Source organism: Butyrivibrio sp. XPD2006 (assembly GCF_000420865.1).
In the GTDB taxonomy this organism is placed as follows: domain Bacteria; phylum Bacillota; class Clostridia; order Lachnospirales; family Lachnospiraceae; genus Butyrivibrio.
In genome coordinates this window covers 1-25875 of the sequence record NZ_ATVT01000021.1, presented here as the reverse complement: position 1 = coordinate 25875, position 25875 = coordinate 1, and the positions used below count along the sequence as shown (strand labels likewise).

Here is a 25875-nt window from a genome sequence, read left to right as displayed (position 1 = left end):
TGCAAAATAAAATGCAAGTACTTTTTTCAAATTTTTCAAATTTTTTTTAAAGAAATATGATAAAATAGTTTGAATTAGTATTAAAGGAGCGGGTTTGACATGATTTTTGACACCCATGCTCACTATGATGATGAGCGTTTTGATGAGGACAGAGATGCCCTTCTTGCGTCAATGAAGGACGCGGACATTGGAAATATAGTAAATATAGGAGCCAATATGGCCAGCTCACAGAGATCTTTAGATCTTGCCGGTGAATATGACTTTATGTACGCAGCTGTGGGAGTACACCCCAGCGACTGCGCAGAGCTCGATGATGAGAAGATAGAGAAGCTGAAAGAGATGAGCTCTTTTCCCAAGTGCGTAGCTATAGGGGAGATAGGACTTGATTATTACTGGCCGGAACCGGACCATGAGCTTCAAAAGAAATGGTTTAAGAGACAGATCGCTCTTGCCAGGGAAGTGGAACTTCCGATCATTGTTCACTCAAGAGATGCAGCAGCCGATACGGTGGACATTTTAAAGAGCGAAAATGCCGGAGAGCTAGGTGGCGTTGTCCACTGCTTCTCCTATTCAAAAGAAGTTGCAGAAGAGTGTGTTAAGATGGGCTTTTATATAGGCATCGGTGGAGTACTTACCTTTAAGAACGGTCGCAAGATGAAGGAAGTTGCCGAGGCTATCCCGATGGAGAAGATCATTTTAGAGACGGATTGTCCTTATCTTGCTCCGGAGCCCTTTAGAGGAAAGCGCAACAGCTCTTTATACCTGCCTTATGTTGTAAGCGCTATGGCGCAGATAAAAGGCATTTCAGAGGAAGAAGTAATAAGCATCACAGAAGCTAACGCAAGAGAGATGTACAGGCTAAAGGCCTAAGAGAGGATTATATGGCATATTTGGGAAACAGCGCCCGTACCAAAGAGGTACTTGCCAGGTACAACATGAGCGCCAAGAAGAAGTTTGGACAGAACTTCCTTATAGACGGAGGTGTCCTTGAAGGAATTGTAGAAGCTGCAGGAGTAACTGCTGAGGACTGCGTACTGGAGATCGGACCCGGAATAGGAACGCTTACACAGTATCTCGCGGAGGCAGCAGGAAGAGTTGTTGCAGTTGAGATTGATAAGACTCTTTTACCTGTTCTTGCTGATACACTATCTGACTATGACAACGTTACTGTAATAAACGAAGATGTCCTCAAGGTGGACATAGACAGAATCATTAAGGAGTACAACGAAGGGCGTCCCATCAAAGTGGTGGCTAACCTTCCGTATTACATAACTACTCCGATAATAATGAAGCTCTTTGAGAGCGGAGCTTTGATAGAGAGCATCACAGTAATGGTCCAGAAAGAAGTTGCTGACAGAATGGCAGCAGGCCCGGGGAATAAGGACTACGGCTCTTTGTCACTGGCAGTTGGGTTCTACGCAGAGGCCAATACCGTGATAGACGTTCCGCCCAGCAGCTTTATACCGCAGCCGAATGTGGGATCGGCGGTGGTAAAGCTCACCAAGTATCCTGAGCCAAAGGTAAAAGTAAAGGATTCCAAGTACCTGTTTGAGATTATCAGGACCTCCTTTAACCAGAGGCGCAAGACTCTGTCCAATTCCCTTTCCAACAACCCGTCACTGGGAGTTTCAAGGGATAAGGTGACAGCTGCCCTTGTCGAAATGGGGATTGATGAAAGGGCAAGAGGTGAAACGCTTACTCTTGAGCAGTTTGCAGAGCTTTCTGATATTTTACAAAGCTAGGGCGCTATGTTAAACTTACTACTAGATATAGTATTGTTGGTTCCAAAGAGGTGGATATTTTGGATAAAGTTGAGTATAGAATCAGAGCCGACGAAATTAAGGCTTTGATAGGGGAAGGCAGATTTGCCGAAGCGGTTAAGATTGCAGATACTATCGACTGGAAGCGTGTCAAGAGCGTTCAGATGCTCTGCACCATCAGTGATTTGTACAAGATAAACAGACGCTATACGGAGAGTAGAGATGTTCTCCTTATGGCCTATGACAGATACCCTACAGGAAGAGCAATTGTCTACTCACTGTGCGAGCTGGCCATCAAGATGGGCGAGTTTGTTCAGGCTGTTGAGTACTATAAGGAATTTGTCAGGATTGCTCCAAGGGATACCGGAAGATACATACTTCAGTACAAGCTCTATGAGGCGCAGGAAGTAAGCCTTGAGGAGAGGATTGCAGTACTTGAAGAGTTCAAAAAGCACGACTACAGGGAGAGATGGGCATACGAACTTGCTTATCTCTACCACAGAGTAGGCCTTACCACCGAGTGTATTGAGGAATGTGACGAGATGTTCCTCTGGTTCGGCGACGGCAGATATGTCATGAAGGCCCTGGAACTTAAGGCACTTCATGAGCCTCTTTCACCTGAGCAGCAGGATCGTTATCTGCGTTATAAAGAGAAACACGGCGGAGCAGTGGATCCATCCATTGTTTCCGAGAAGGACGAAGTTGGCAAGGACGAGACCAGGACTGTTGAGATCAAGCAGCCCACCAAGGAGATGCCGCCCGTAACAGAGTCCGTCATAAATTCATTCAATGAGGGAACTCTTCCTGAGGCTGAACAGCAGCCTATAGAGGAGGATCTTGGCCAGACAAGAGAGTTTGACAAGATAGTCTACCCTAATATCAGTGAGATAAAAGAACCTTCTGTAGATGTCAGCACCTACAACACTGTTAATCTGCAGAAAGCAATTGCAGCAGGCCTTCAGGAGATCATCGGCGAACAGGAAGAAGACAAGGAAGATGACACCAAGGTCTTTGAACCTGTGCATGAAGAGCCTGTTCAGAATGTGGTTCAGCCTATTACCGAAGAGATCTTTGAGGACGAAGATGTGTCCGAGGAAGATATTGAGCCGGAGTATGTTCTTCCGGAGGAGATTTCAGAGGAACTTCCGGAGGATGAGATCGTTAAGGCGGCCGAGGAAGCTGAGGCTACTATCATCTATGAGCCTGTTATGCCGGAAGAGACATCTGATGAGTCAAAGACAGAAGAGGCTGTGGATAACAGCGATACAAGAGTATTTGAGCCGGTTGCTCCGGGCATGCAGGAGGTCTTTTTCGATACGGATCCCAAGATGGGAATCGATATCAAGTATGGCGGGAACGGCCCTATACTTGGCGAGGAAAAGGTATATACACCTGAGGAGCCTGCAATAATGGCTACCGCAGCAGACGAACCGGAAGATATAAATGATGAGCCTGAAGAGGAAGAGGTTAAGGAAGAGAATCCTGTTATTCAGCCTTTCAAGGCATTTGCATATGAGGAGAAGCCTCTTGAGGATGAGGTTCCCGGAGCCGTTATTCATCCTAATGCAAGCTATCAGATGTACAGCCAGTTTGAGACAATGCTGGCCCAGGAACCTGACGGCCAGATTAGTATGGCAGTTGAACCTGAGCCTGAAGTGGAGAAACAGATTACGGGACAGATTAGTATAGAAGAGTACCTTAACAATTGGGAAGAGTTTAAAAAGAGTCAGCAGCAGAAGCAGTACGAGAGCGTCAAGAAGAGAGTTATGGATCAGACCGGAGATATGTTTGCCGAGTTTGATTCCAAGACAAGAGCAGGACTTCAGGAGAAGCTTGAGAAGGCCATCACGGACGCTATCAACAAGGACAGCTATGAGAAGGCATCCGGAAGAGGCGACTGGAGTGTCAAGAAAGAAGACGTTATAAATGCAGCTGTTGATGAGGTTATGGATGAGGAATCCCGCCCTGAGCCTTCAGAGGAACAGCTTTTAGAGGAGATACCCGAGGAGCTGCCGGAAGAAGTTGATGCAGATACAGCTACTGTTGATGCCGAGATAGCATCCGAAGAGGCAGAAAAAGAGCCTGAAGAGACCGCTGCTGAGGCAGAAGATGCCGAGGAGCAGGATGAATCTAAGGAACAGGAAGCTGAGGCTCCAGAGGAATCTGCAGAAGCATCAGAGGCAGAGACTACCGAGGATGATGAAGACGAGGATGAGGAGCCTGAGGAAAAAGAGAAGGCAGAGGCACCTAAGGCTAAGCCTGAGCCCAAGAAAGCTCCTAAGCCCGTTGAGAAAAAGAAACATCACATTGGAAACAGAGAACTTGAAGAGCGCGTAAGGAGCATGACTCCCGAGGAGAAAGAGCTCTTTGGACCATATATCCATCACAAAAAATCAAGAAGGCAGATCATCAATGCCATTGATAATCTCAGTATGGATCCGTTCTCCGGAAATGCTATAGTTACCGGCGAAGAGGGCGCAGGCACAGTAAGTCTTGCAAAGGGTCTTATAAAGGCCATGCAGGCTTCTGATTCGAACTTCAGCGGTAAGGTGGCTAAGATCACAGCCAATACCCTGAACAAGAAGAGCACAGCAAACATCTTTGAAAAGCTTGCCAACGGCGCATTGATAATTCAGAGAGCAGCAGACCTTACTCAGGAGACTGTAAGTGAACTTCTTAAGATCCTTCAGCAGGAGAACAAGGGACTTGTAATTGTCATGGAAGATACCAAGGAAGACATGGACAGATTCCTGGACAAGAACCCGTCTCTCAAGCAGAGCTTTAATGTCAGAGTTGATATTGAGGCTTTGGACGATGACTCCCTTGTAGCTTATGCAAGACAGTATGCTCTTGAAAAAGAGTACGCTATCGATAACCTTGGAATCCTGGCACTTCACACCAGAATCTCCGAGAGACAGACCCTGGACCACGATGTTACCGTTTCAGAGGTAAAAGACATTGTGGATGATGCAATATATTATGCAGAAAAAAGAACCGTCGGTCATTTTGTTGATGTATTAGTTCACAAAAGGTACGATGAAAATGATATGATAATACTTAGAGAAAAAGACTTTATGCATGACTAAAAATTTCTTTAGGGGGCACGAATGAGTCAAAAGGTATTTATTTCAGAGGACGACGAGTATTTATTTGGACAGGGTACACATTACGAAATATATGAGAAACTCGGAGCTCATCCTTCAGAAGAGAAGGGCAAGAAGGGATACTTCTTTGCAGTATGGGCACCAAATGCCGCTGATGTTCATGTAGTGGGTGACTTTAACGGATGGGATGAGAATGCCCATCAGATGACGAGAACAAAGACCGGCAATATCTGGACTTTATTCATTCCCGGGGTTGGAATCGGCGAGCTTTATAAATTCCTTATTACAGCTCAGGACGGAAGAAAGATCTATAAGGCAGATCCTTATGCTAACTTTGCTGAGCTTCGTCCCGGCAATGCATCAAGGACAACAGATCTTTCAGGCTTTAAGTGGTCAGACAAGAAGTGGTACGACAGCATTCAGGGCAAGGACATGAAGCGCATGCCCATTTCCATCTATGAGTGTCATATCGGTTCATGGATGAAGCACCCTGACGGAACAGAGGACGGCTTCTACACATACAGACAGTTTGCCGACAGGATTGTGGAATATTTAAAAGAGATGAAGTATACCCACATCGAGCTTATCGGCATCGCTGAACATCCTTTTGACGGTTCCTGGGGATATCAGGTAACCGGTTATTATGCACCTACTTCAAGGTACGGAGAGCCTACAGACTTCATGTACCTTGTTAATAAGCTTCATAAAAACGGAATCGGAGTCATCCTTGACTGGGTGCCTGCGCATTTCTGCCCGGATGAGTTTGGACTTGCTTGCTTTGACGGAACATGCATATATGAGCATCCGGACCCAAGGAAGGGAGAGCATCCTGACTGGGGAACCAAGATATTTAATCTTGAAAAGCCCGAGGTCAAGAACTTCCTTATTGCCAATGCTCTTTACTGGATCCGCAAGTTCCATGTAGACGGACTTAGAGTTGATGCTGTTGCTTCAATGCTCTATCTCGATTATGGCAAGAAGGACGGACAGTGGGTTCCCAACAAGTACGGTGACAACAAGAATCTGGAGGCTATCGAGTTCTTCAAGCACTTTAACAGCGTAGTAAGAGGAACTTATCCCGAGGTTCTTACAATCGCAGAGGAATCAACTGCATGGCCCAAGGTTACAGCACGTCCCGAAGATGATGGACTGGGCTTTGCGTTCAAGTGGAATATGGGATGGATGCATGATTTCTGTGAATACATGAAACTTGATCCGTATTTCAGACAGGGCGCTCATTACATGATGACCTTTGCCATGAGCTATAACAGCGCAGAGAATTATATCCTGCCTCTTTCTCACGATGAGGTTGTACACCTTAAGTGCTCAATGGTTGAGAAGATGCCTGGATACAAGGTTGATAAGTATGCCAACTTAAGAGTGGGCTATACATACATGTTCGGCCACTCCGGCAAAAAGCTCCTGTTTATGGGACAGGACTTCGGACAGGAGAGAGAGTGGAGCGAAAAGAGAGAACTTGACTGGTTCCTTCTTGAGAACGACCTCAACAAGGGCATGAAAGACTATGTTGCTCAGCTTCTTGAGATATACAGGAAGTACCCTGCTCTCTACGAAGTAGATGATGACTGGGGTGGATTCGAGTGGATCAATGCCGATGACAAGGAGAGAAGCACTTACAGCTTCTATAGAAGAGCATCGAACGGCAAAGACAATATCCTCTTTGTCCTCAACATGACTCCTATGGAGAGAAAGGGATTCATGGTAGGTGTTCCGTTTGCAGGAACATATACACATATTCTGGACAGTGCCGAAGTGCGATTTGGCGGATCAGGAAGTAACATACAGCCCAAGATCAAAGCAGTAAAGGGACTTTGTGATTACAAGGACTACAGTATAACCTTTGATCTTCCGCCTTACGGAGCTGAAGTATTTGTTTTCCAGACTCCCAAACTAAAGAAAAAATAAAGACGAGCCGAAATAGAAGGTGATGGATGATGAGTCCATCACCTTTTTGTATGTCACAAACGTTTTTCATTATATGAGGCGCGTATGAACATTAACTTTCAGAATATTACCGGTCAGAAGACCAGCCAAGACTTAATTCTTTCAGGCATGGAGGCGGAAGAAAGGATAGTGTCAGGGCCCTCAAAGTCATCTAATCTCTCCAAAACAGGATATGCTCTGGACATCGATGCATCAGGATTTACCGATAATGCATATGCAGGGCACACAAGATCAATAGAAGATATCTCTGCAATGGCTCAGAACACGGATGTTCAGAACCGGCATAACTTCATGGCTCTTTTGTCAAATACCATGTCTGAGGAGGACTATGCAAAAGCTCAGGAGGATGGATTTGATATCAAAGAGATTAATTCTGCTGAGACAGTGAGCATTGTTGACAAGATTAAAAGTGTACTTCTTGAATCAGGGACTGTGGTTGCAGGATATAATGACGACTTAAGTCTTGATAAATTAAAGAAGATCACCGGCAGTGATGCGCTGGCACAGGCAATTCAGAAGAGCTTTCATGAGAATGATATCCCTGTAACAGCTGAAAATGTAAAGGCATCAAAGACAGCCATAGACCAGGTTGCCGATATAGAGGCTCTGGATGACAGCGCTGTCAAATATATGGTGCTCAATAATATGAAGCCCACCATTGAAAACATCTATTTTGCTTCACACAGCACAAACGGACTTAATGTGATGGGCAAAGGTTTCTATGCTCAGGAAGCAGGCGGGTACTATGCCCAGACTGCTGACAGCTTTGACTGGGAGCAGCTTGAGCCACAGATTGAAAAGGTCATTGAAGAGTCAGGGCTCGATCCCAAAGACGAAGCTGTAAAAGAAAATGCGAGATGGATGGTTACTCAGGGTATTCCGCTTACAGCAGAAAATCTTGAAGCGGTAAATGCTATCAAAAATGTTGAGCTTCCTATCTCACTTGAGCAGGGCACTAAAGCTACGGCAGCAGCCATATCGGACGGAAAGCGGGCTACACAGGGGAGTCTTTCTGATCCCACATCAAATATTCAGAAGGCCTCTGCTTTGGTGGATCAGGTAAAAGAGATAAAGGATGAAGATATAAAGTCTGCCATTATTTCAGGAAAAGACCTTACCATCAGAAATCTTTCCAATGCTGCGGCAAGGACAGATCTGCAGGAGCTGCCCGAGAACGACAACAGACTTGTGATTGCAAGGATCCAGATGGAAGAAGTGCGTCTTCGCATGACAACAGAAGCCAACAAGCAGCTTCTGGACAGAGGATTTACCATAGATACAGCGCCTATAGAGGAGCTTATAGAGAGACTTAAGAGTACCCTCGGCAACATGGCAGATGAAACAACCGGCAAGGCAATCGATGAGATCACAGATGTAAAGAGTGTAAATACGGGCTACATGATGCGCATGACACTCACCAGAGTCAGCATGATCGCGCAGGGGCCGGTGGACATCGTCGGTGAGATGGCGGATGAGTTTGGAGAAGCCAGCATCTATAAGATCAGTCAGAGGTCCGAGTCTTTGGCTGATAAGTTCGCAAAGGCCGGCGAAGGCTATGAGAAACTAATGACGGCCCCCAGAGCGGATCTTGGTGACAGCATTAAGAAGGCTTTCAGAAATGTGGATGACATTTTAAAAGATCTTGGCGAGGAGCTCAATGATGAGAACCGCCGTATTATCCGCATTCTCGGATATAACAGGATGGAGGTAAATGAGGAGAACTTTGAGAAGGTACGGAGCTGGGATGTTAATCTTCAGGCAGTTGTCTCAAGGATAAAGCCCGGAGCAGTTCTTGACCTTATTAGAGAAGGACAGAATCCTCTCTCCATGACAATTGAGGAGCTTTCAGACAACCTCGACAGACACTCATCATCAAAAGACGGACAAAAGGGTAAGAGCGAGGAAAAATACGCCAGGTTCCTATACAAGCTGGAGAAGAAGAATGGTATAACGAGCGAGGAACGAGCTTCTTTTATAGGAATATACAGGTTGTTCCATACCCTCAAGACTACTGACTATCAGGCAATAGGGTCCCTTCTTAAAACCGGAAGGGATATGACTATAGGCAATCTTCTTGAAGCAACAAGAAATCAAAAGGCTGCAAGGATCGGAATGGACTATAAGGTAGATGATGAATTCGGCGGCCTTGAGTCCAGAATAAGCGGTGTACAGATCGATGCTCAGATAAGTACAGCCTTCAGATATTACAGCGCCAAGGCAGAGGTTGTATATGAGAACCTCGAGCCTGAAAAGCTCATGCAGGCAGCGCCTTCAAAAGAAACACTTCTGCCGGAGCTTGCCGATAAGCTCGAAGTAGCTGAGATTGATGAGGCGCTTGAGAGAGAGTATGTAAAAGAGCAGGTTACCGGAATCAGACAGACGGCCCAGCTCAAGGCTTCTGAAGCTGCACTTGATGAGCTTTCAGCTGTGCAGATAGAAACAACCTTCAATAATATGGAAGCCATGATCGGAATAAGGCGCGATCGCAGAAACGGCAGCTTCTGGGATAAGACAGGTGACATTAAGGAGAAAGCTCTTTTAACAGAAAAACTGGGTGAAGATGATTATCAGGAAAACTACGTTAAGATTTTGGGAGATATCTCCGATAAATTATCTGAAGAGCTAATGACTGAAAATGACAGCTACATCGACGTGAGAGCGATATCTCTTTTGCAGAGGCAGATTTCAGTTATGTCAAAGAGTGCAGAAAGAGACAGCTACGAAGTTCCGGTGGAGATCGAAGGTCAGACGGTTTCAATGCATGTGACGCTTAAGAGCGAAAAGAATGCAAATTCAAGGATGGATGCCAGTGTTCAGACTGACATGTACGGACTCATACAGGTAAGTCTCTACAAAGAGAGTGATATGATCCGGGGTATGCTGACGACAACAAACGGCAGCAATCAGGAAGAGTCTGAATATCTGGAAAATGTAAGAACCAGATTGTGCGCTAAACTATCAGAAAAGATAGAGGGTGTCATGGTAGAGAGCAAGAACATCGCAATCCTCTATCACGCGCAGAGCGGATCCGCTTCGGCGGGCGCGGTTTCTTCAGGTGCCAGGGAAGGCAACGAGATTACACAGACAGATACCAAAACACTCCTTACAATGGCAAAGGCTTTTATCGAGGCACTTTGATCCATAAGGCAGCCTAAGAAACGAGGTAGAAATGAAAGTAAATTATAATGTATCCGCAATGGTAGCAAACAACGCACTCCAGAGAAATGACAAGCTTCTTTCAGAATCTTTGGGAAGACTGTCCAGCGGACTTAAGATCACAAATGCCAAGGACAATCCTTCCGGTCTTGCTATGTCAAGAAGAATGAATTCCCAGATTGAGGGTCTTGGTGTTGCAAATAACACTTCAAAGGATGCAATCTCAATTGTACAGGTGGCAGACGGAAGTCTGTCTGAAATTCATGAAATCCTCCAGAGGATGAGCCAGCTTGCGATTCAGGCCAGCAACGGAACACTTACCGATAGTGACCGTTCGATGATCCAGGCAGAGGTAACACAGCTTAAGGATGAGATTGAGAGAATGGCTGAAACTACACAGTTCAACGGCCAGTCTATTCTTGACGGATCTTTTGACTATCGAGGATATGCAACAGTTGGAAGTGATCCGGCTACAGGCGTGACAAATCCCAATGTAAAAGCAGTATCTTATTCGGATTATGTTGAGGCCGGAACTTATCAGATTACCGGAATTGATGTCAGCTACATGAACCTTACAGGTACAACAGGCGTTGATAAGAAAGGAATCTTTTTCGAAAACGGCAGCGAATCTGAGATTAAGGTAAACAGGATACTCGATGACGGAACAATGGTTGACTATATGCCAAACGGCATGACAGCTACTATAAATGAGGATGTGCTTACTCTTCAGGATGCAACAGGTAAGAAGATCCAGCTGCAGATAAATGAGGCGTTCAGAGACACTGTAAATCTTGAGCTTACCGGTACAGGTCCTATGACAATGCAGGTTGGTGCCAACGAGGGACAGACAATGGATATCCGTATCCAGAAGGTATCTCTTACCACTCTTGGTATTTACAATCTGGATGTTTCCAATGAAAAAGGTGCTTCAGATGCGATTGAAAGTGTAAAGAATGCCATCTCAGAGATCAGCGGTATCAGATCAAGGCTCGGTGCATACCAGAACAGACTTGAACATACAGTAAGTAATCTTGACATCACTGTTGAGAATATGACAGCAGCTTATTCCAGAATCATGGATGTTGATATGGCAGAGGAGATGACAACATATTCAACACAGCAGGTACTCTCCCAGGCAGGTATTTCCATGATGGCTCAGGCTAATGAGAGACCTTCTCAGGTGCTTCAGCTTCTTCAGTAACGAATGACTAAATGGTAACTTCGCTGCGAAAGGGATAGAATATGACGCTGGAAAAGAAACAGGAATTTACACTTAAGATATCAGAGGCAAACAAGACACAGATGATCACCATCATATATGAAATGGTGATGTACTATCTGGATGAGGCCATCGAAAGTATTGGCATCGGGAAAAAGGAAGATGCCCAAAAGAGCCTTATCAGAGCCCAGAACTGTATCGATGAGCTGATACACTCACTGAATATGGACTATGAGCTGGCAAAGAACCTCTATCAGATATATATTTTCTCAAAGAAAGAGCTGACAGTAGCCGGAGCAACCTTCAGTATCAACCGTATCTGGAGAGTTTTAAAGAACTTTAAAAATCTCCATGAAGCATACGAGGCGTTGGAAAAAGAAGATACATCCGGAAAGATAATGGGAAATACCCAGAAGGTATATGCAGGACTGACCTACGGAAAATACAGTCTCAATGAGGATGTTACGGCAGTTTCATACAACAGGGGACTAATGGCATAAGGGCATCTTAAGAAAATCTTAAGATATTAATTTTTGCCGCCGGAAATTATTAATTTGGTTTAAAGACTAACGATTTTGCGATGAAAAGAAGCGATAAATCTAAGGAATTCTGCGAAAGCATAATTCTTAAGATTTGTCGCTTTTTCGAATTTCAGAGGGGTTTACAAAGATAAAAGTACATGCTAAATTCTTTTTCGCGAGCTCGATAAAACATCACGAAAGGGGTAGATTGTTATAGTCTTAGTTCTGATATTGTTTTTGACGGGAGCTGTGTTTACGGATCTTTTCAAAGACAAAATATACAACGCCTGGGTGGTTCCGGGACTGCTTCTTGGAATGGGAACTAATCTCATACAGGGGCAGGACAGATTTCTGGAATCCATCCTTGCAGTAGGAGCAGCACTTCTTATACTGCTTCCTGTGTACTTCTTTAAAGGCATTGCAGCGGGTGACGTGAAACTCTTCATGTCGGCAGCATCCTTTCTCTCGATGCAGGATACTCTTTCCTGTATTCTGATTTCTTTCCTGATCGCCGGAGCTATTTCGGTCGCGGTCATAATTCTCAAGAGAAATAAACAAAAGACAATTCACTTCGCAGTGCCGATTTTGGCCAGCGTATTGTTTGTGGTTGGAGGTGTTCTATGAAATGTGTAGCTATGGCTGTATTTGACAGCGACGAGCTCTACTGCGAGAGATTATCGGAGTACTTAAGGAGCCACTTAAAGCTATCCTTTGAAATCCAGGCTTTTACAGAGGGTGAGAAATTTACTGAGTATATCGAAAGCAGAGAAATATCGCTTCTTGTGGTTTCGGAAAATTCACTTTCATTGCTTGATGGAGAGATGATCAGCAGAAATTGCAAAAACATTATGATCCTTGTTGAAGATGGGACAGACAGGAACATGGAAGAAATCTTCGGCGAAAAGGTCTATCGCGTGAGCAAATATCTGCCGGCTTCTGAAATAGTGGACAGGGTTTTGGAGCTATGTATAAAAGAGGCTGAGGATTTTTCGGGACTGGGCTTTTGTGACGGAGCAGACAAAAGGCAGATACTGGGCTTTTACACTCCCATTTCGAGATGCGGACAAACTTCTTTTGCCATTAAGATGGGTGAGGCCCTTGCCCGAAAGGCAAGGACAATCCTTATCAGCTTCGAAAGTTTTTCGGCTCTGATGAGTCTCTTTGAACAGGAGCCTGAAGAAGATATCACGGACCTCTTATACTTTGCGGATTGCGAGAGGGATAAGTTCTGCCTCTATCTGGAGAAGATCAAGCGGACCAGGAACGGACTGGATTATATTCCTCCTGCCGGGACTGCTATGCAGATCAAGGAAATCGGCTTCGAAAAGATAAGGGAGCTGACAGAGCTTCTTACCAAAGAGGCAGGGTATGAGTACATACTTCTTGACCTGAAGGAATATCCGGACGGGTTCTTTGAGATCCTTGATATGTGTGATGTCATCTATACCGTTATCAGAAACAATTCTGCTGACCACTACAGACTTGGCAGATATACAAAGGCTCTCGGCGAGAATGACTACGAGAGGATCATCACAAAGACCATGAAATGCATGCTCCCTGATGGACGGGATATCTCTTCTTATAACAGGTATATTGAGGATATCATTATACGCAGTCAGGAGGTATCCGGCATTGGAGCATAAGCATGAAGAGTTTAAGTCCCTGGTCAAGGACCGGGTCATGAGCTCTTTGGACTTTTCAAGAGAGATCACCGATCAGGAGATGTTTGAGATCATCGACAGGGAGATCTCTGCTGAGATGAGACACCGGATGGTAACGCTTGAAGAGAGGAAACGCCTAAGAAAGCTGGTGTTCCACTCAATAAGAAAGCTCGATGTCCTTCAGCATCTGGTGGACGATCCTACAATTACGGAGATTATGGTCAACGGCACAGACAACATCTTTATCGAGAAGAACGGTGTGATCATGAAATCCGATTGCAGGTTTGAGTCCAGACAACGACTTGAGGATGTGGTCCAGCAGATCGTATCATCCTGCAACAGAGTGGTAAATGAGTCCTCTCCTATAGTGGATGCCAGGCTGGAAAACGGATCGCGAGTCAACATTGTATTAAATCCGGTGGCACTCAACGGTCCTATAGTTACCATAAGAAGGTTTCCGGAGAAACCTATCACAATGAAAAGGCTCATAGAGTTTGGGTCAATTTCTGAATATCTGAGAGATTATATCGAGGTCCTGATTAAGGCCGGATATAACATCTTTATTTCCGGTGGTACCGGTTCGGGTAAAACCACCTTTCTGAATGCTCTTTCTGATTTTATTCCGAAGGATCAAAGACTAATAAGCATAGAGGACAATGCAGAACTCCAGATTCTGGGGGTTCCAAACCTTGTCCGGATGGAGGCAAGAAACGCTAACGTTGAAGGCTGCAAACCCATAACCATAAGAGACCTTATAAAGTCATCTCTGCGTATGAGACCCGACTGGATAGTGGTCGGTGAGGTCAGGGGTGATGAGTGTGTTGATATGCTTCAGGCCATGAATACCGGCCATATGGCCATGTCAACAGGACATGCCAACAGTGCGGAGGATATGCTCTCAAGAATTGAGACCATGGTACTTATGGGAATGGAGATCCCTCTGCCGGCGGTAAGAGGCCAGATCGCTTCCGGAATAGATATTGTGGTTCATCTTGGAAGATTAAGGGACAGGACCAGAAAGGTGCTTGAGATATGTGAAATTGAAAAGGAACTTGATCCCAAGACAGGGAGGATAAGGGTCAACACATTGTTTGAGTTTGAAGAAGAGGGAGAAGATGCCCGTGGAAAGATTGTTGGGAAATGGAGGAAAGCAGGTGAACTTAAAGCAACTGAAAAGCTTATGGCAGCAGGCCTTAGCTTACCCCAGAGGGATTGAGGACATACCCATTGTTCTTCAAGGAGTACTGATAGCGCTCTCTTTCGGAAGGCTTTTCTATGATTCCTGGATTGCGGTGGCAGCTCTTTTGCCGGTGATAATTCCCTGGTACGTGTATCAGAAAAAGCGTCAGGTCGAGAGGAATACAAGGCTTATAGGAATACAGTTCAGGGATGCGATAAGCTCGGTGCTGACAAGTTTAAAGGCGGGATATTCTCCTGAGAATGCTTTCCTGGAAGCACATCATGACATGGAACTTCTATATGGGAAAAAGAGCCTTATCTGCGCAGCGCTGTCTAAGATCGGCAAGGGGATTAAAAACAATATTCCTCTGGAAAAGCTGATATACAGACTTGGAAAGGAATCGGGAAACACCGATATACAGGATTTTGCAGAGGTTTTTGCCGTGGCAAAGAGAAGCGGAGGAAACATGACCCAGATCATTGCCAGAACCATAACTGTCATCTCGCAGAAGATGGATGTGGAAAAAGAAATCGATGTGCTTATAAGCGCAAAGAGAATGGAAGCAAGGATCATGAATCTGGTGCCTTTCTTCATTATCTTCTATATAAGTCTTACAAGCCCCGGCTTTTTTGAGCCGCTCTATCACAATCTGTTCGGGATCGTAGTGATGACAGTGTGCATGGCTTTCTATGTGGTCTCCTATTTTATGTCGGAAAGGATAGTAAACATCAATGTATAAGTTTTCATTTTTATATCTTATCTTTCCGCTTGCGATGGTAGTGCTTTGGGGGTTGTCAAAGAATCTTGAGCTCCCTCCGGGAATCGAGGATACAGGGATCAGCAGGGCTTTTCTCAGGATTGCGCTGTACATTTACAAGAACATCAGAGGAAGGATCAGGACTTTTTCTTCGGAGAAGATAAGAATGTATCTGGGAACTCTGGAGCAGAGGAAAGATCTGGACAATGCAGAGACAGAGTACTTTATCAGAAAGATAAGCGTTGTTCTTATGATGGCAAGCGCGGGATGCTTTCTTGCATTCATGATGGCAGTGGGTGCCGGTCACAGTTCAAAGCTCGGAGAGGGCGATGTGATAGCAAGAAATTCTTTTGGTGAGAAGGATTACAAGGTTAACCTGGTAGCCACGGATGAAGCCGGAAACGAGATCGGTCAGTATACTCTGCCTGTTACGACTAGGGAGTACACAGATGAGGAAGCTCAGGCTCTGTTTGAAGAAGCGGCAGCTGCGTTGGAGAAAATCGTGCTAAAGGAAAACAGCAGCTTTGACGATGTCAGCAGCGACCTTGATCTGGCAGAGAGGATACCGGACTATCCTTTTGATATCAGCTGGAGGAGCGACAACTATGATGTTCTTCATTTTGACGGAGAGCTTATTGAGGAGATGATCCCTGAAGAAGGAGTGCTGGTGAATCTTACGGCTACCTACAGTTATAAAGATCTCAGGTGGCAGCAGGACTTTTGTGCTCAGATAAAGCCTCGGACTCTCACGCCTTCAGAGAGGGCTTTTAAGGAGATAAAAGAGCTTTTGACAAAAGCCGATGAGAGCTCCAAAGAAGAGCAGGAGATCAGCCTTCCGGAGAGCTACGGCCAGAGGAAGATCAGGTGGTCGGAGAAAGTAACAGACAACAGTATGCTGCTACTTATGCTGACACTAATAGGCAGCGCCGCTTCCTATGTTCTTAAGGACAAGGAGCTTAAGAAAGCAATGGAGGAGAGAAGTGCTCAGATGCTGGGAGATTATCCTCAGTTTGTATCACAGATCGTGCTCTATATGGGAGCGGGAATGACAATGAGGAACATCTTTGAAAAGCTGGGAAGCGGATATGTCCGGAAGAAAAACAATACAGGCGAGAAGAAATACCTTTATGAAGAAGTGCTAAGGGCAGGAAGAGAAATGGCGGCAGGTACATCAGAAGGCAGTGTATATGAGCACTTTGGCCTGCGATGCAGCGGGCAGCAGTACACAAGGCTTACGACTCTTCTGTCCCAGAATCTCAGGAAAGGTAACAGTGAGCTTTTGATACTTTTGCAGGAGGAGTCCAAAAAGGCCTTTGACGAGAGGATGGACAGAGTCCGCAAAGCGGGAGAGGAAGCGGGAACAAAGCTTCTTCTTCCAATGATAATAATGCTGGTGATAGTAATGATCGTGATCATGATACCGGCGTATATGGCGTTTTGATCAGAAATAAAAACAACAAGGGAGGAAAAATAAATGATTGAAGCAGTAAAGAATATTGGAAAGAAAGTTGCCGGAGGCGTAAAGAAATTCTGGAATGACGAAAATGGAATGGGAACAGTCGAGGTAATCCTCATCATCGTTGTACTTATTGGACTTGTTATCGTATTCAAGGAACAGATTTCTGGAATTGTTGAGGATGTCTTTAAGACAATCAGACAGGAGACCCGTGTTATCACGAACTAAGGGTTATGTGACAGTATATCTGTCGCTGTCCATAACGATAATACTCTCACTCATCCTGGTCCTTTTTCAAGGGGCCAGGATAGGGGCAGTAAAAATGAAGACAGAATGTGTGGCGGATATTTCGATGAACTCGGTGCTTGCCGAGTACAGTCGCGCCCTGTATGAACAGTACGGGCTTCTTATGGTGGACACCTCTTATGGCGGTGAGAATCCTTCAATAATCAATACTCAGGAGCACTTGCGATACTATGCCCAGAAGAATTTCAGCAGGACAGCCGTGAGCAGAGTGACCAACAATCAGACTATTTTTTCTATGTACTGCGGAGACGTAAGTATTACCGGAAGCTCTTTTGCACTGGACAACAAAGGAGCGGTACTGAACAGGCAGATAATTTCCTATATGGGAGCTGAGCCTGTTGAAGGACTGCTTGCCGATGTTGAGAACAATGCAAGGCTGATTCAGGAAAATGCTCTCGATACTACGGATGTGGGGGCTATGGCCGCAGAGAATCAGGAAGCTATCGATGCAATCGATCTTCCTCCGATCATTAACGAATACGGTGAAGAGGAGGAGGCCAGTCTTGCTAATCCTGCGGATATTGTGAATTCACAAAGAGGCATCGGGGCATTAAATCTTGCCATCAGGGATAAATCCACAATCTCAAAAGCAACGGTGGATGTTAACCAATATGCGTCTCACAGGCAGCTTAATAAGGGAACGGGGCTAAATGATGGTGAAGAAATCTCTCCCGCAGAGAGGCTTCTTCTTGAGCAGTATTACTACGAAAAGTGTTCAAGGTACGGTGCGGAGCTTGAAAAATCTCTTTTGAAATATCAGCTTGAGTACATGATATACGGACAACACAGCGACTGGGGAAATCTGGAGAGAATGGCTGAAAACCTTCTTTTCTGGAGAGAGGCCTCAAATATGCTCTATCTGTTCAGTTGCGATGCAAAATGTGCGGAAGCGGAGCTGATCGCAGGGGTTGTTACGGCGATATTCTGTATTCCGGAGCTCTCTGAACTGGTGAAGTACTCGCTTCTTTTTGCCTGGACTTTTGCTGAGACGGTCTCGGATCTGAATATTCTCTTTAGCGGAGGGAGAGTTCCTCTTTTTAAGAGCGATGCGACATGGAGGCTCAGCCTTGAAAACATGTTTGCCTTCAGGGACTTTCTGAACGGAGGAGATCTGGGTGAGGGTATGTATTACGAGGATTACGTCAGAGCCAGACTTTTTATGGTGGATCTTCCGACAAAGACTCTTCGCCTTGCGGACATAATTGAGATGGATGTTCGAAAGACTGCAGGAAATGCAGCGTTTAAGCTCGACCACTGTCTTGATACTTTCTGCGCTGAGATTCAGGTGAGAACAAGGTACGGATACGACTGCAAGATAGAAAGGATTTACGGATATGAGATGTAGGAGGAAAAAGCTGCAGGGATCCATGACTGTGGAAGCGTCTATAGCACTGCCGCTGTTTATTTTCTTCTTTGTGAACATAATGACCATGTTCAATATAGTAAAGGTGCAGTCGGATATGGAGGCTGCTCTTCATCAGACAGGAAGTGAGATGTCCCTTATGGCATTTGACCTGCGTTTTGGTGAGATGAGTCTCTTTGCTGAAGGGCGAAGTAGTCTGGATACACTGGCCGGGGCAGCAGGCGTCCTTTATGCCAGAGAACAGGTCAGGCAATACCTGGGAGATGGCATAAACAAGAGCTGCGTAACGGATGGTTTTGACGGCATGACTTTTATTCAGTCAAAGGTCCTGCTCGGGAATGACATCATTGACCTTGTTGTTGATTACAAAGTTCACCCAATGATCTCAATGATAGGGTTTGATGAATTTGGCGTGGAGTCAAGATATTACGGACATGCATGGACAGGATACGACATCTCATCAGGTCTTGAAGTTGAGGACCTTGATGAGGAGATGGTCTATGTGACTGAGCACGGAGAGGTCTATCACAGAAGCGTCGACTGCGAGCATCTCCACCTCAGGGTGCAGAGCGTAAAGTTTGAGGATCTTTCTCATCTTCGAAACAACGATAGAAAGAAATACTATGCCTGCGAGTACTGTGGCGGAAATATCGGCGGCGGGAATGTTTTTATCACAGGATACGGTGAGAAGTACCACAGCAGCATAAATTGCGTGGGACTAAAAAGAAAAATCTATACGATACCAATTTCTGAAGTGGGTGGGCGAAGACCGTGCAGTTCCTGCGGATGATGTAAAAATAAGGAGTTTAATGTGTTTTTTGGAATAGGTGTTTTGCTGATAATGATAATTTCTTCAATAGGTGATATCAGGAGCAGAGAAGTGCTTTTGTGGGAAATACTTGGGTGTCTCGGGATGTCTTTTGCCAGGGTGGCGCTGAGTATATACGGGAACAGTTTCGATGCTTCAGATATCCTTATGTCTCTGATGCCCGGCGCATTCCTTCTGCTGCTTGCTTATGTGAGCGGACATGGTGTGGGCTACGGAGACGGGCTTTTGCTGATAGCTGCCGGGCCTGCACTGGGGTCAAACATCACTGTTATGGGAATGATCGCGGGAATTTTTGCCTGCGGAATCGTATCAGGATTTTTGCTGGTATTTAAAAAAGTCGGAAGAAAGGCCAGAATGCCCTTTGTTCCGTTCATGACTTTTGGACTGGGGGTGATGATGCTTGCGCAGGTTTAAAGGTTACATGACACTGGAGGCCTCTTTTATTGTGCCCATGATCATCTGTGTTTTTGCGCTGCTGATCTACTTTTCATACTACCTCTACGGAAGGTGTGTTCTTTCACAGGACTCATATATTCTGGCTTTCAGAGCCAGTATTGCCGATGAGGAAGTGTATGGATCGGCTGCTGATTATGTGAGCAGCAAAGCGTCTTTGGTAGCAGGTAAAAAATATTTCGGCAGCTCTTTTCCCGGATTTGAAACCACTGCCGACGGAAAAAAGATAAGGGTTCATGGACACTCTGAGGCAAAGCATTCAGCCATGGGCAGGTATTTCCTTAAGCCACAGAGCGGATGGGAATATGAGGCTGCCGGCAGAGCCGAAAGATTTGAGTACGTTAAGCACATCAGAAGGCTTACAAGGCTGCGTGATATAGGAAAAGAGATTATGGATAACATAGGAGAAGATTGATGGAGTACAAGTATTACAGAGAATTAAAACACAACTATCTTGTTTTTGAGGACAAGAGCGCGGCGAAAGAGAGCAGATATCAGTATAAGATTGCACAGAGCGGAAGAATCAGGGGATTAGTGCCTTGTGCCGAGCGAAATATAAACGGCGAGAAATATTTCTATTATGAGATAAATTCGATGCAGACCATAAGGGACAGATTTTCTTCAAATAAGATGAATGCAGATCAGCTAAAAAAGCTTCTTGGTGATATAAAGGAAGTTCTGGAGGGGTTATCAGAGTTTCTTCTGGGTGAAGAGGGAGTTGTCTTTAACTGCGGAAGCATATACACAGATCTTTCCAGCGGGGATTACAGGTTTATCTACTGTCCGTTCTTTGATGAGCAAAAGAGCTTTTCGGAGTTTACAATGGAGCTTCTGGAGCTGGTTGATGAAAAGGATGAGCAGGCAACGGAACTTGCGTACAGGCTCTGTGAGCAGAGTGCAGCCTTGGGAGATTTTACCTACGAAACCATAGAGAAAACCTTGGGGGAAGTTCCAACTGAGAACAGGGACAGATGCTATGAAGAGAAGAGAGTTGAAGCTCTGCCTGAGAATTTTAATGAACCTGATGAAGATTACAGCGATGTTTATGACGAGTTTGAGGAAGAAGAGGAAAGAGGCCGGCTAAAGTCTGCCGGAAGGAGACTTGGCGGAAAACTTCAGCTTCTTTTTTCCCTGATGTTCTTCTGCGTGGTTGGAGCAATGGTTTATATAAGGATGAATTATGTTCTATCGAGCGAGGAAAATATGCTTTCAATTCTCGTAATGCTTGTATCCGTTATAACCGGAGTTGTGGCAATGGCGGGAGGCTTTAAGGAACTTAGGAAAACCGGGATGGACGTTGAAAAAAGAGCGAAAAAGACAAGTGAACTTGATGAAGATGAGATGTATCCCGAGCAGATCGATTGCGGCGATGAAGATGACGGGTTTGGATACGATGACGACTATGCATACCAAAGTCCTGTAAGAGCCGAAAGCTCTTTTGCCGGAAATAGAATTGAATGCGGAGAGACGGTTGTGCTTGATGAGGTGAAAAGCGACGGTATTGCACTCTTTAGCAGAAATCTTGACAAGACTGTCAGGATTGCACTGGACAGGCTTCCGCTGACTGTAGGAAAGATGGAAGGATGTGTTGACAAGGTTCTCGGAGACATGAGCATATCAAGAATGCACTGCAAATTTATAAATGACGGTGGCAGGATTGCTATCATCGATCTGGGCTCCACAAACGGATCATACAGGAACGGTTTAAAACTTGCTCCGCAGCAAAAGACATATATCGAAGAAGGAGACGAGATCAGGCTCGGCAGAGTTTGTTTTGATTGCAGATAAATAGGAGATTGTGTGATATAATACGATTAACTAGCGGAGGGGAGTTCATGAAGGTAAATATCTATTACGGCGGACGCGGGATCATCGATGATCCGACGCTTTTCGTTATCTCACAGATCACAGCGGTTTTACAGGAACTGAATGTAAAAGTGCAGCAGTACAATCTCTATGAACAGAGAAATGGCATCACAGCACTGCCCAATACCCTCAAGGATGCGGACGGAATTATTCTGGCGTCTACAGTTGAGTGGTACGGGATCGGCGGATATATGATGCAGTTTCTTGATGCCTGCTGGCTCTACGGCGACAAGGATAAGATCAAGACTATCTATATGGCGCCTGTTGTTATGAGTACGACTCACGGAGAGAGAGAGGGCATGATGAGCCTTGCGGCTGCGTGGGAGATGCTGGGAGGACTTCCGTGCGACGGAATGTGCGGTTATATAGCAGACACCACTAAACTTGAGAACAGCTCTGAGTATGCCAAGATAATAGATAAGAAGGCAGAGAATATCTACAGGACCATCAACCAGAAAATGCCGGTTTTCCCTGCGAGCAATCAGGCGGTCATCAATAAGGTCGGTGTTGCCAAGAGCATAGATCTCACACCTCAGGAATCCGAGCAGCTTTCAGAGTATGCTTCGGATGACAAGTATGTTCGCAAGCAAAAAGAAGACCTTCAGGAGCTTGCCAGCATATTCAGGGACAAGATGGGACAGGAAGACAGCCTTGGAAGTTCCGAGGAGTATGTTAAGACCCTGAACAAGAAATTCACTCCTGTTGCAGGAGTTGCGGCTAAGTATAAGATTAACTTTTCCGATAACAGCAAGTTAAAACCTATCATAATAGATGTAGATAACAGTAAGTGTGAATGTCGCGCCGGGGACGAGGAGGGCGCAGACGTTGTACTTACTTCCGATCAGAGAACATTTGAGGATATCCTTGGCGGAAGACTTAGCTTCCAGAGAGCCTTCATGGCAGGAAACATCAAGATGAAGGGTGATTTCAAGCTTCTTAGGAGCATGGACCAGTTCTTTGATCTTATGGCAGATTAAGTTGGGGAAGATTTAGATGCAGGATACATACGTCTCCGAAGGGGACTATTGGCAAAGACAGGAGCAGATCTACAAGCGCTCTTATATTACTCTCGCATTGCTGGCCATTAACGTGGTCATCTTTGTGCTGAGCAATCTGGCGTTTGGATGGATGTACGAAAAAGGAGCCATGATAACTGAAGTTGTCCTACGTGACGGCCAGTATTACAGGCTCTTTGCAGCTATGTTCTTACACGCTGATCTTCAGCACCTTATCAACAACATGCTCATGCTTGTTCTGGGTGGTGCCATTGTTGAGAATTACACGGGGCATGCGTTCTACTTTTTCCTTTATGTGTTGTCGGGACTTTTTGGCAACATGATATCCATGGCTTATGAAATCAAAAACGGACTGAGCTGGGTCTCGGTTGGGGCAAGCGGCGCCATTATGGGGCTGGTTGGCTTTGTGGTCGTATGGATTCTGGTTAACAGAAAGACCTTTGTCAGGAGCAGGAATCTGATGATCAGGCTGATCCTTCTTGGGATTTTCGTTATCGAGGCCTGCTTTTTCCAAAGAGGTGCAAACATCGCAGCTCACACCGGAGGCTTTGCTACCGGGGCTGTTTTGGGTGTTATCAATATTATTATGTTAAAAAACAATAAGAATATGGAGGGACTTGCTTAATGGAAAACTGTATCTTTTGTAAAATTGCAGCGGGAGAGATCCCGTCGAATACTATATATGAGGATGATTCCTTCAGGGTAATACTTGATCTGGGCCCTGCAACCAAGGGACACGCGCTGGTACTTCCCAAGAACCACTATGCGGATCTTTTTGAGATACCTGAGGATGTACTTGCGGATGCGGCCAAGGTTGCCAAGAAGGTGGCCGGAACAATGAAAGATAAGCTTTCCTGCGATGGCCTTAACCTCGTACAGAATAACGGGGAGACTGCAGGACAGACAGTTATGCACTTCCATCTTCATATTATTCCAAGATACAAGGATGACGGACAGCATATTTTATGGAAGCCAACCAGCCCTTCAGCTGAGGAGCTTGCAGCAATTAAGGATACTATTGTGGGAGCTTGATCAGGAGAAGATATGCGGGAAATACAGGTTTCACAGATTACAGATACAGTTAAAGAGCTTTGCATAAATGCTAATCATTTCCTCTCTCAGGATATGGAAGATGCTCTTATAAAAGCGCAGGAAGCCGAGGAATCCGAACTTGGCAGGAAGATTTTTGGGCAGCTTCGGGAGAATCTGGATATTGCCGGAAAAGACATGATACCAATCTGTCAGGATACCGGAATGGCGGTGCTGTTTGTGAAGGTGGGACAGGATGTTCACTTTGTGGGCGGAGACCTGACCGATGCCATCAATGAAGGTGTAAGGAGAGGATACACTGAAGGCTTCCTTCGTAAATCCGTTGTATCGGATCCTCTTATAAGAAAGAACACCGGAGATAACACTCCTGCCATTATCCATTATGAGATAGTGCCCGGGGACAAGGTTGAGATAACCTGCGCACCCAAAGGCTTTGGAAGTGAGAATATGAGCAGGGTATTCATGCTCAAGCCTGCCGATGGGGAAGAGGGCGTCAAGAACGCCATAGTTCAGGCTGTTATGGACGCGGGTCCCAATGCATGTCCGCCTATGGTGGTCGGAGTCGGTATAGGCGGTACTTTTGAGAAGTGCGCAATCATGGCCAAGCAGGCTCTCACCAGAAAAGCGGGAGAGCACTCGGATATACCATATATTGCCGATATGGAAAAAGAGGTTCTTGACAGGATAAATGCCAGTGGAATCGGTCCTGCCGGACTCGGAGGAAGGATAACCGCTCTTGCGGTAAATATCAACACCTATGCAACTCATATCGCAGGACTTCCTGTGGCGGTAAATATATGCTGCCATGTTAACAGGCATGCTTTCGCAACGATCTAAAGTGTTTTAAATGAGATTCTTCTATAAAAGAAAGAACATGTTGTTTTAAGGGGATTTAAAAATGGACAGAGAATTACAGGCTCCAATCGATCCGTCGGTGGCAAAAGAGCTGAAAGCCGGCGATATGGTATACATTACCGGAACCATATATACTGCCAGAGACGCAGCGCATAAGAGAATGGATGAAGCCTTGTCTGATAACAAGGAGCTTCCGTTTGATATAAGAGGAAATCTCATATATTATATGGGGCCATCACCTGCAAGGGAAGGTAGGCCCATAGGATCTGCCGGTCCCACAACTGCAAGCCGTATGGATAAGTATGCGCCAAAGCTTCTTGACCTTGGGCTTGGCGGAATGATAGGCAAGGGAAAGAGAAGTAAGGAAGTGATAGATGCCATGGTAAGGAACGGCGCTGTATACTTTGCTGCTATTGGCGGAGCCGGAGCTTTATTATCAAAGGCAATTACATCTTCCGAAGTGATCGCATATGATGATCTGGGGACAGAGGCGATACGCAAGCTTACTGTTGAGAGATTTCCTGCAATAGTAGTTATAGACTCCAATGGAAACAATCTCTATGAGACTGCAGGTGCGGCTTACAGGAAGAAATAAGAATAAAACAATTGACAAAGGCAGTACGTCTTTGTATAATTACTTTTGCGTCTTATGTATTAGAGGACGCAGTTGAACTCACATATTGGTAGTGGGATTCAGGCATGGAGAAATACTCAAGTGGCTGAAGAGGCGCCCCTGCTAAGGGTGTAGGTCGTTTACGCGGCGCGCGGGTTCAAATCCCGCTTTCTCCGTTTAGCAAAGAAATGGAAGTCCGGTGAGGGCTTCCTTTTTTATTTCTGTTTTGAGCAGGTGATCATTCCTTTTTGGAAGATCAACCTGAGGGTGGTTTTATATGACCACTATAAATAGAAAGAAACCGCTCTTTAAAGTACAACATTTTGTGGTAAATAAGATTAATAAAAATTTCCAAAAAAAGGTGTTGCATTTAAGATTTGGCTTTGCTATAATAACTTTTGCCCGTTTGAGAGGGGCACGGAACCTAGGAAACAAGCCGTTTCCAAAAAAGTTCCAAAAAAACTTTAAAAAAGTTGTTGACAAAGATTCCACAACGTGATATTCTAAATGAGTTGCGGCAATCAAGAGCAACAACAAAGCACCTTGACAAATAAACAGTAATGCAACCCTGAAAAATTCTAAGAGAATTATTCAGAAGAAACAAACCAAAAGTAATAACGGACAGAACGAAAAGCTAACGTTTTAGTTCTGGCTGGAATTGAACTAACTTATTTAAACGTGAGAGTTCGATCCTGGCTCAGGATGAACGCTGGCGGCGTGCCTAACACATGCAAGTCGAACGGAG

Annotated in this window: 23 protein-coding genes, 1 tRNA gene and 1 rRNA gene; all 25 read left to right on the top strand. The window is 45.2% G+C overall.

Translation table 11 applies throughout. The annotated features are described in order from the left end of the window. Positions 1-99: 99 nt before the first annotated feature. Complete coding sequence (locus tag G590_RS0117125; protein ID WP_022766868.1) at positions 100-870, top strand: TatD family hydrolase; 771 nt, start codon at positions 100-102, stop codon at positions 868-870. Positions 871-881: 11 nt separating this feature from the next. Next, the gene (gene rsmA, locus G590_RS0117120) at positions 882-1742 is read left to right on the top strand and encodes a 16S rRNA (adenine(1518)-N(6)/adenine(1519)-N(6))-dimethyltransferase RsmA (protein WP_022766867.1); all 861 of its coding nucleotides are present in this window, start codon (positions 882-884) and stop codon (positions 1740-1742) included. A 59-nt stretch (positions 1743-1801) separates the two neighbouring features. Next, positions 1802-4846, top strand: a complete 3045-nt coding sequence (locus G590_RS0117115; RefSeq protein WP_022766866.1) for a hypothetical protein — start codon at positions 1802-1804, stop codon at positions 4844-4846. 21 nt (positions 4847-4867) lie between these two features. Next, the gene (gene glgB, locus G590_RS0117110) at positions 4868-6790 is read left to right on the top strand and encodes a 1,4-alpha-glucan branching protein GlgB (RefSeq protein WP_022766865.1); all 1923 of its coding nucleotides are present in this window, start codon (positions 4868-4870) and stop codon (positions 6788-6790) included. Positions 6791-6874: 84 nt separating this feature from the next. Next, on the top strand, positions 6875-9967 hold the full coding sequence (locus tag G590_RS0117105; protein ID WP_022766864.1) for a DUF6240 domain-containing protein: 3093 nt from the start codon (positions 6875-6877) through the stop codon (positions 9965-9967). A 31-nt stretch (positions 9968-9998) separates the two neighbouring features. Beyond that, positions 9999-11186, top strand: a complete 1188-nt coding sequence (locus tag G590_RS0117100; RefSeq protein WP_022766863.1) for a flagellin N-terminal helical domain-containing protein — start codon at positions 9999-10001, stop codon at positions 11184-11186. Positions 11187-11227: 41 nt separating this feature from the next. Continuing rightward, positions 11228-11704: a flagellar export chaperone FliS gene (locus G590_RS0117095; RefSeq protein WP_022766862.1), complete on the top strand. Its 477-nt coding sequence runs from the start codon at positions 11228-11230 to the stop codon at positions 11702-11704. Between the two features lie 252 nt (positions 11705-11956). Beyond that, positions 11957-12349 carry a prepilin peptidase gene (locus G590_RS0117090; RefSeq protein WP_255345067.1) on the top strand — a complete coding sequence of 131 codons (393 nt, stop codon included), beginning with the start codon at positions 11957-11959 and terminating at the stop codon, positions 12347-12349. Further along, positions 12346-13368, top strand: a complete 1023-nt coding sequence (locus G590_RS0117085; RefSeq protein WP_022766860.1) for a hypothetical protein — start codon at positions 12346-12348, stop codon at positions 13366-13368. Before G590_RS0117090 ends, G590_RS0117085 begins: the two co-directional genes overlap by 4 nt. A gap of 37 nt (positions 13369-13405) precedes the next feature. Then, a complete protein-coding gene (locus G590_RS0117080; RefSeq protein WP_035763693.1) occupies positions 13406-14602 on the top strand; it encodes a CpaF family protein in 1197 nt (398 codons plus the stop codon). Beyond that, complete coding sequence (locus G590_RS20085; protein WP_022766858.1) at positions 14541-15305, top strand: type II secretion system F family protein; 765 nt, start codon at positions 14541-14543, stop codon at positions 15303-15305. Before G590_RS0117080 ends, G590_RS20085 begins: the two co-directional genes overlap by 62 nt. After that, positions 15298-16764, top strand: coding sequence for a type II secretion system F family protein (locus G590_RS0117070; RefSeq protein ID WP_022766857.1), 1467 nt, complete (start codon positions 15298-15300; stop codon positions 16762-16764). The genes G590_RS20085 and G590_RS0117070 overlap by 8 nt, the downstream gene beginning before the upstream one ends. Positions 16765-16797: 33 nt before the next feature. Then, the gene (locus tag G590_RS0117065; RefSeq protein ID WP_022766856.1) at positions 16798-17007 is read left to right on the top strand and encodes a Flp1 family type IVb pilin; all 210 of its coding nucleotides are present in this window, start codon (positions 16798-16800) and stop codon (positions 17005-17007) included. 94 nt (positions 17008-17101) lie between these two features. Then, a complete protein-coding gene (locus tag G590_RS0117060; protein WP_022766855.1) occupies positions 17102-18430 on the top strand; it encodes a DUF5702 domain-containing protein in 1329 nt (442 codons plus the stop codon). Beyond that, on the top strand, positions 18420-19238 hold the full coding sequence (locus tag G590_RS20080; RefSeq protein ID WP_155828795.1) for a TadE/TadG family type IV pilus assembly protein: 819 nt from the start codon (positions 18420-18422) through the stop codon (positions 19236-19238). The genes G590_RS0117060 and G590_RS20080 overlap by 11 nt, the downstream gene beginning before the upstream one ends. Positions 19239-19259: 21 nt before the next feature. Beyond that, complete coding sequence (locus tag G590_RS0117050) at positions 19260-19691, top strand: prepilin peptidase (RefSeq protein ID WP_022766853.1); 432 nt, start codon at positions 19260-19262, stop codon at positions 19689-19691. After that, entirely contained in the window at positions 19678-20145 is a 468-nt protein-coding gene (locus tag G590_RS0117045) for a hypothetical protein (protein ID WP_155828794.1), read from the top strand. Before G590_RS0117050 ends, G590_RS0117045 begins: the two co-directional genes overlap by 14 nt. After that, entirely contained in the window at positions 20145-21518 is a 1374-nt protein-coding gene (locus G590_RS0117040; RefSeq protein WP_022766851.1) for a DUF6382 domain-containing protein, read from the top strand. Before G590_RS0117045 ends, G590_RS0117040 begins: the two co-directional genes overlap by 1 nt. 47 nt (positions 21519-21565) lie before the next feature. Then, complete coding sequence (locus G590_RS0117035; protein ID WP_022766850.1) at positions 21566-22573, top strand: SCP2 sterol-binding domain-containing protein; 1008 nt, start codon at positions 21566-21568, stop codon at positions 22571-22573. A 16-nt stretch (positions 22574-22589) separates the two neighbouring features. After that, complete coding sequence (locus tag G590_RS20910; protein ID WP_022766849.1) at positions 22590-23237, top strand: rhomboid family intramembrane serine protease; 648 nt, start codon at positions 22590-22592, stop codon at positions 23235-23237. Further along, positions 23237-23644: an HIT family protein gene (locus G590_RS0117025; protein ID WP_022766848.1), complete on the top strand. Its 408-nt coding sequence runs from the start codon at positions 23237-23239 to the stop codon at positions 23642-23644. Before G590_RS20910 ends, G590_RS0117025 begins: the two co-directional genes overlap by 1 nt. A 12-nt stretch (positions 23645-23656) precedes the next feature. After that, the gene (locus tag G590_RS0117020) at positions 23657-24499 is read left to right on the top strand and encodes a fumarate hydratase (protein ID WP_022766847.1); all 843 of its coding nucleotides are present in this window, start codon (positions 23657-23659) and stop codon (positions 24497-24499) included. A gap of 61 nt (positions 24500-24560) precedes the next feature. Continuing rightward, positions 24561-25112 carry a Fe-S-containing hydro-lyase gene (locus G590_RS0117015; RefSeq protein ID WP_022766846.1) on the top strand — a complete coding sequence of 184 codons (552 nt, stop codon included), beginning with the start codon at positions 24561-24563 and terminating at the stop codon, positions 25110-25112. Between the two features lie 106 nt (positions 25113-25218). Beyond that, positions 25219-25306: transfer RNA gene (locus G590_RS0117010), tRNA-Ser, on the top strand. A 498-nt stretch (positions 25307-25804) separates the two neighbouring features. Next, positions 25805-25875: ribosomal RNA gene (locus tag G590_RS0117000) — 16S ribosomal RNA — on the top strand; the annotation flags it as partial.

Coding starts and splice junctions, on each gene's coding strand:
- G590_RS0117125 (WP_022766868.1), top strand. CDS start 100: ATGATTTTTGACACCCATGCTCACTATGATGATGAGCGTTTTGATGAG.
- rsmA (WP_022766867.1), top strand. CDS start 882: ATGGCATATTTGGGAAACAGCGCCCGTACCAAAGAGGTACTTGCCAGG.
- glgB (WP_022766865.1), top strand. CDS start 4,868: ATGAGTCAAAAGGTATTTATTTCAGAGGACGACGAGTATTTATTTGGA.
- G590_RS0117105 (WP_022766864.1), top strand. CDS start 6,875: ATGAACATTAACTTTCAGAATATTACCGGTCAGAAGACCAGCCAAGAC.
- G590_RS0117100 (WP_022766863.1), top strand. CDS start 9,999: ATGAAAGTAAATTATAATGTATCCGCAATGGTAGCAAACAACGCACTC.
- G590_RS0117095 (WP_022766862.1), top strand. CDS start 11,228: ATGACGCTGGAAAAGAAACAGGAATTTACACTTAAGATATCAGAGGCA.
- G590_RS0117085 (WP_022766860.1), top strand. CDS start 12,346: ATGAAATGTGTAGCTATGGCTGTATTTGACAGCGACGAGCTCTACTGC.
- G590_RS0117080 (WP_035763693.1), top strand. CDS start 13,406: ATGAGCTCTTTGGACTTTTCAAGAGAGATCACCGATCAGGAGATGTTT.
- G590_RS0117070 (WP_022766857.1), top strand. CDS start 15,298: ATGTATAAGTTTTCATTTTTATATCTTATCTTTCCGCTTGCGATGGTA.
- G590_RS0117065 (WP_022766856.1), top strand. CDS start 16,798: ATGATTGAAGCAGTAAAGAATATTGGAAAGAAAGTTGCCGGAGGCGTA.
- G590_RS0117060 (WP_022766855.1), top strand. CDS start 17,102: ATGAAGACAGAATGTGTGGCGGATATTTCGATGAACTCGGTGCTTGCC.
- G590_RS20080 (WP_155828795.1), top strand. CDS start 18,420: ATGAGATGTAGGAGGAAAAAGCTGCAGGGATCCATGACTGTGGAAGCG.
- G590_RS0117040 (WP_022766851.1), top strand. CDS start 20,145: ATGGAGTACAAGTATTACAGAGAATTAAAACACAACTATCTTGTTTTT.
- G590_RS0117035 (WP_022766850.1), top strand. CDS start 21,566: ATGAAGGTAAATATCTATTACGGCGGACGCGGGATCATCGATGATCCG.
- G590_RS20910 (WP_022766849.1), top strand. CDS start 22,590: ATGCAGGATACATACGTCTCCGAAGGGGACTATTGGCAAAGACAGGAG.
- G590_RS0117025 (WP_022766848.1), top strand. CDS start 23,237: ATGGAAAACTGTATCTTTTGTAAAATTGCAGCGGGAGAGATCCCGTCG.
- G590_RS0117020 (WP_022766847.1), top strand. CDS start 23,657: ATGCGGGAAATACAGGTTTCACAGATTACAGATACAGTTAAAGAGCTT.
- G590_RS0117015 (WP_022766846.1), top strand. CDS start 24,561: ATGGACAGAGAATTACAGGCTCCAATCGATCCGTCGGTGGCAAAAGAG.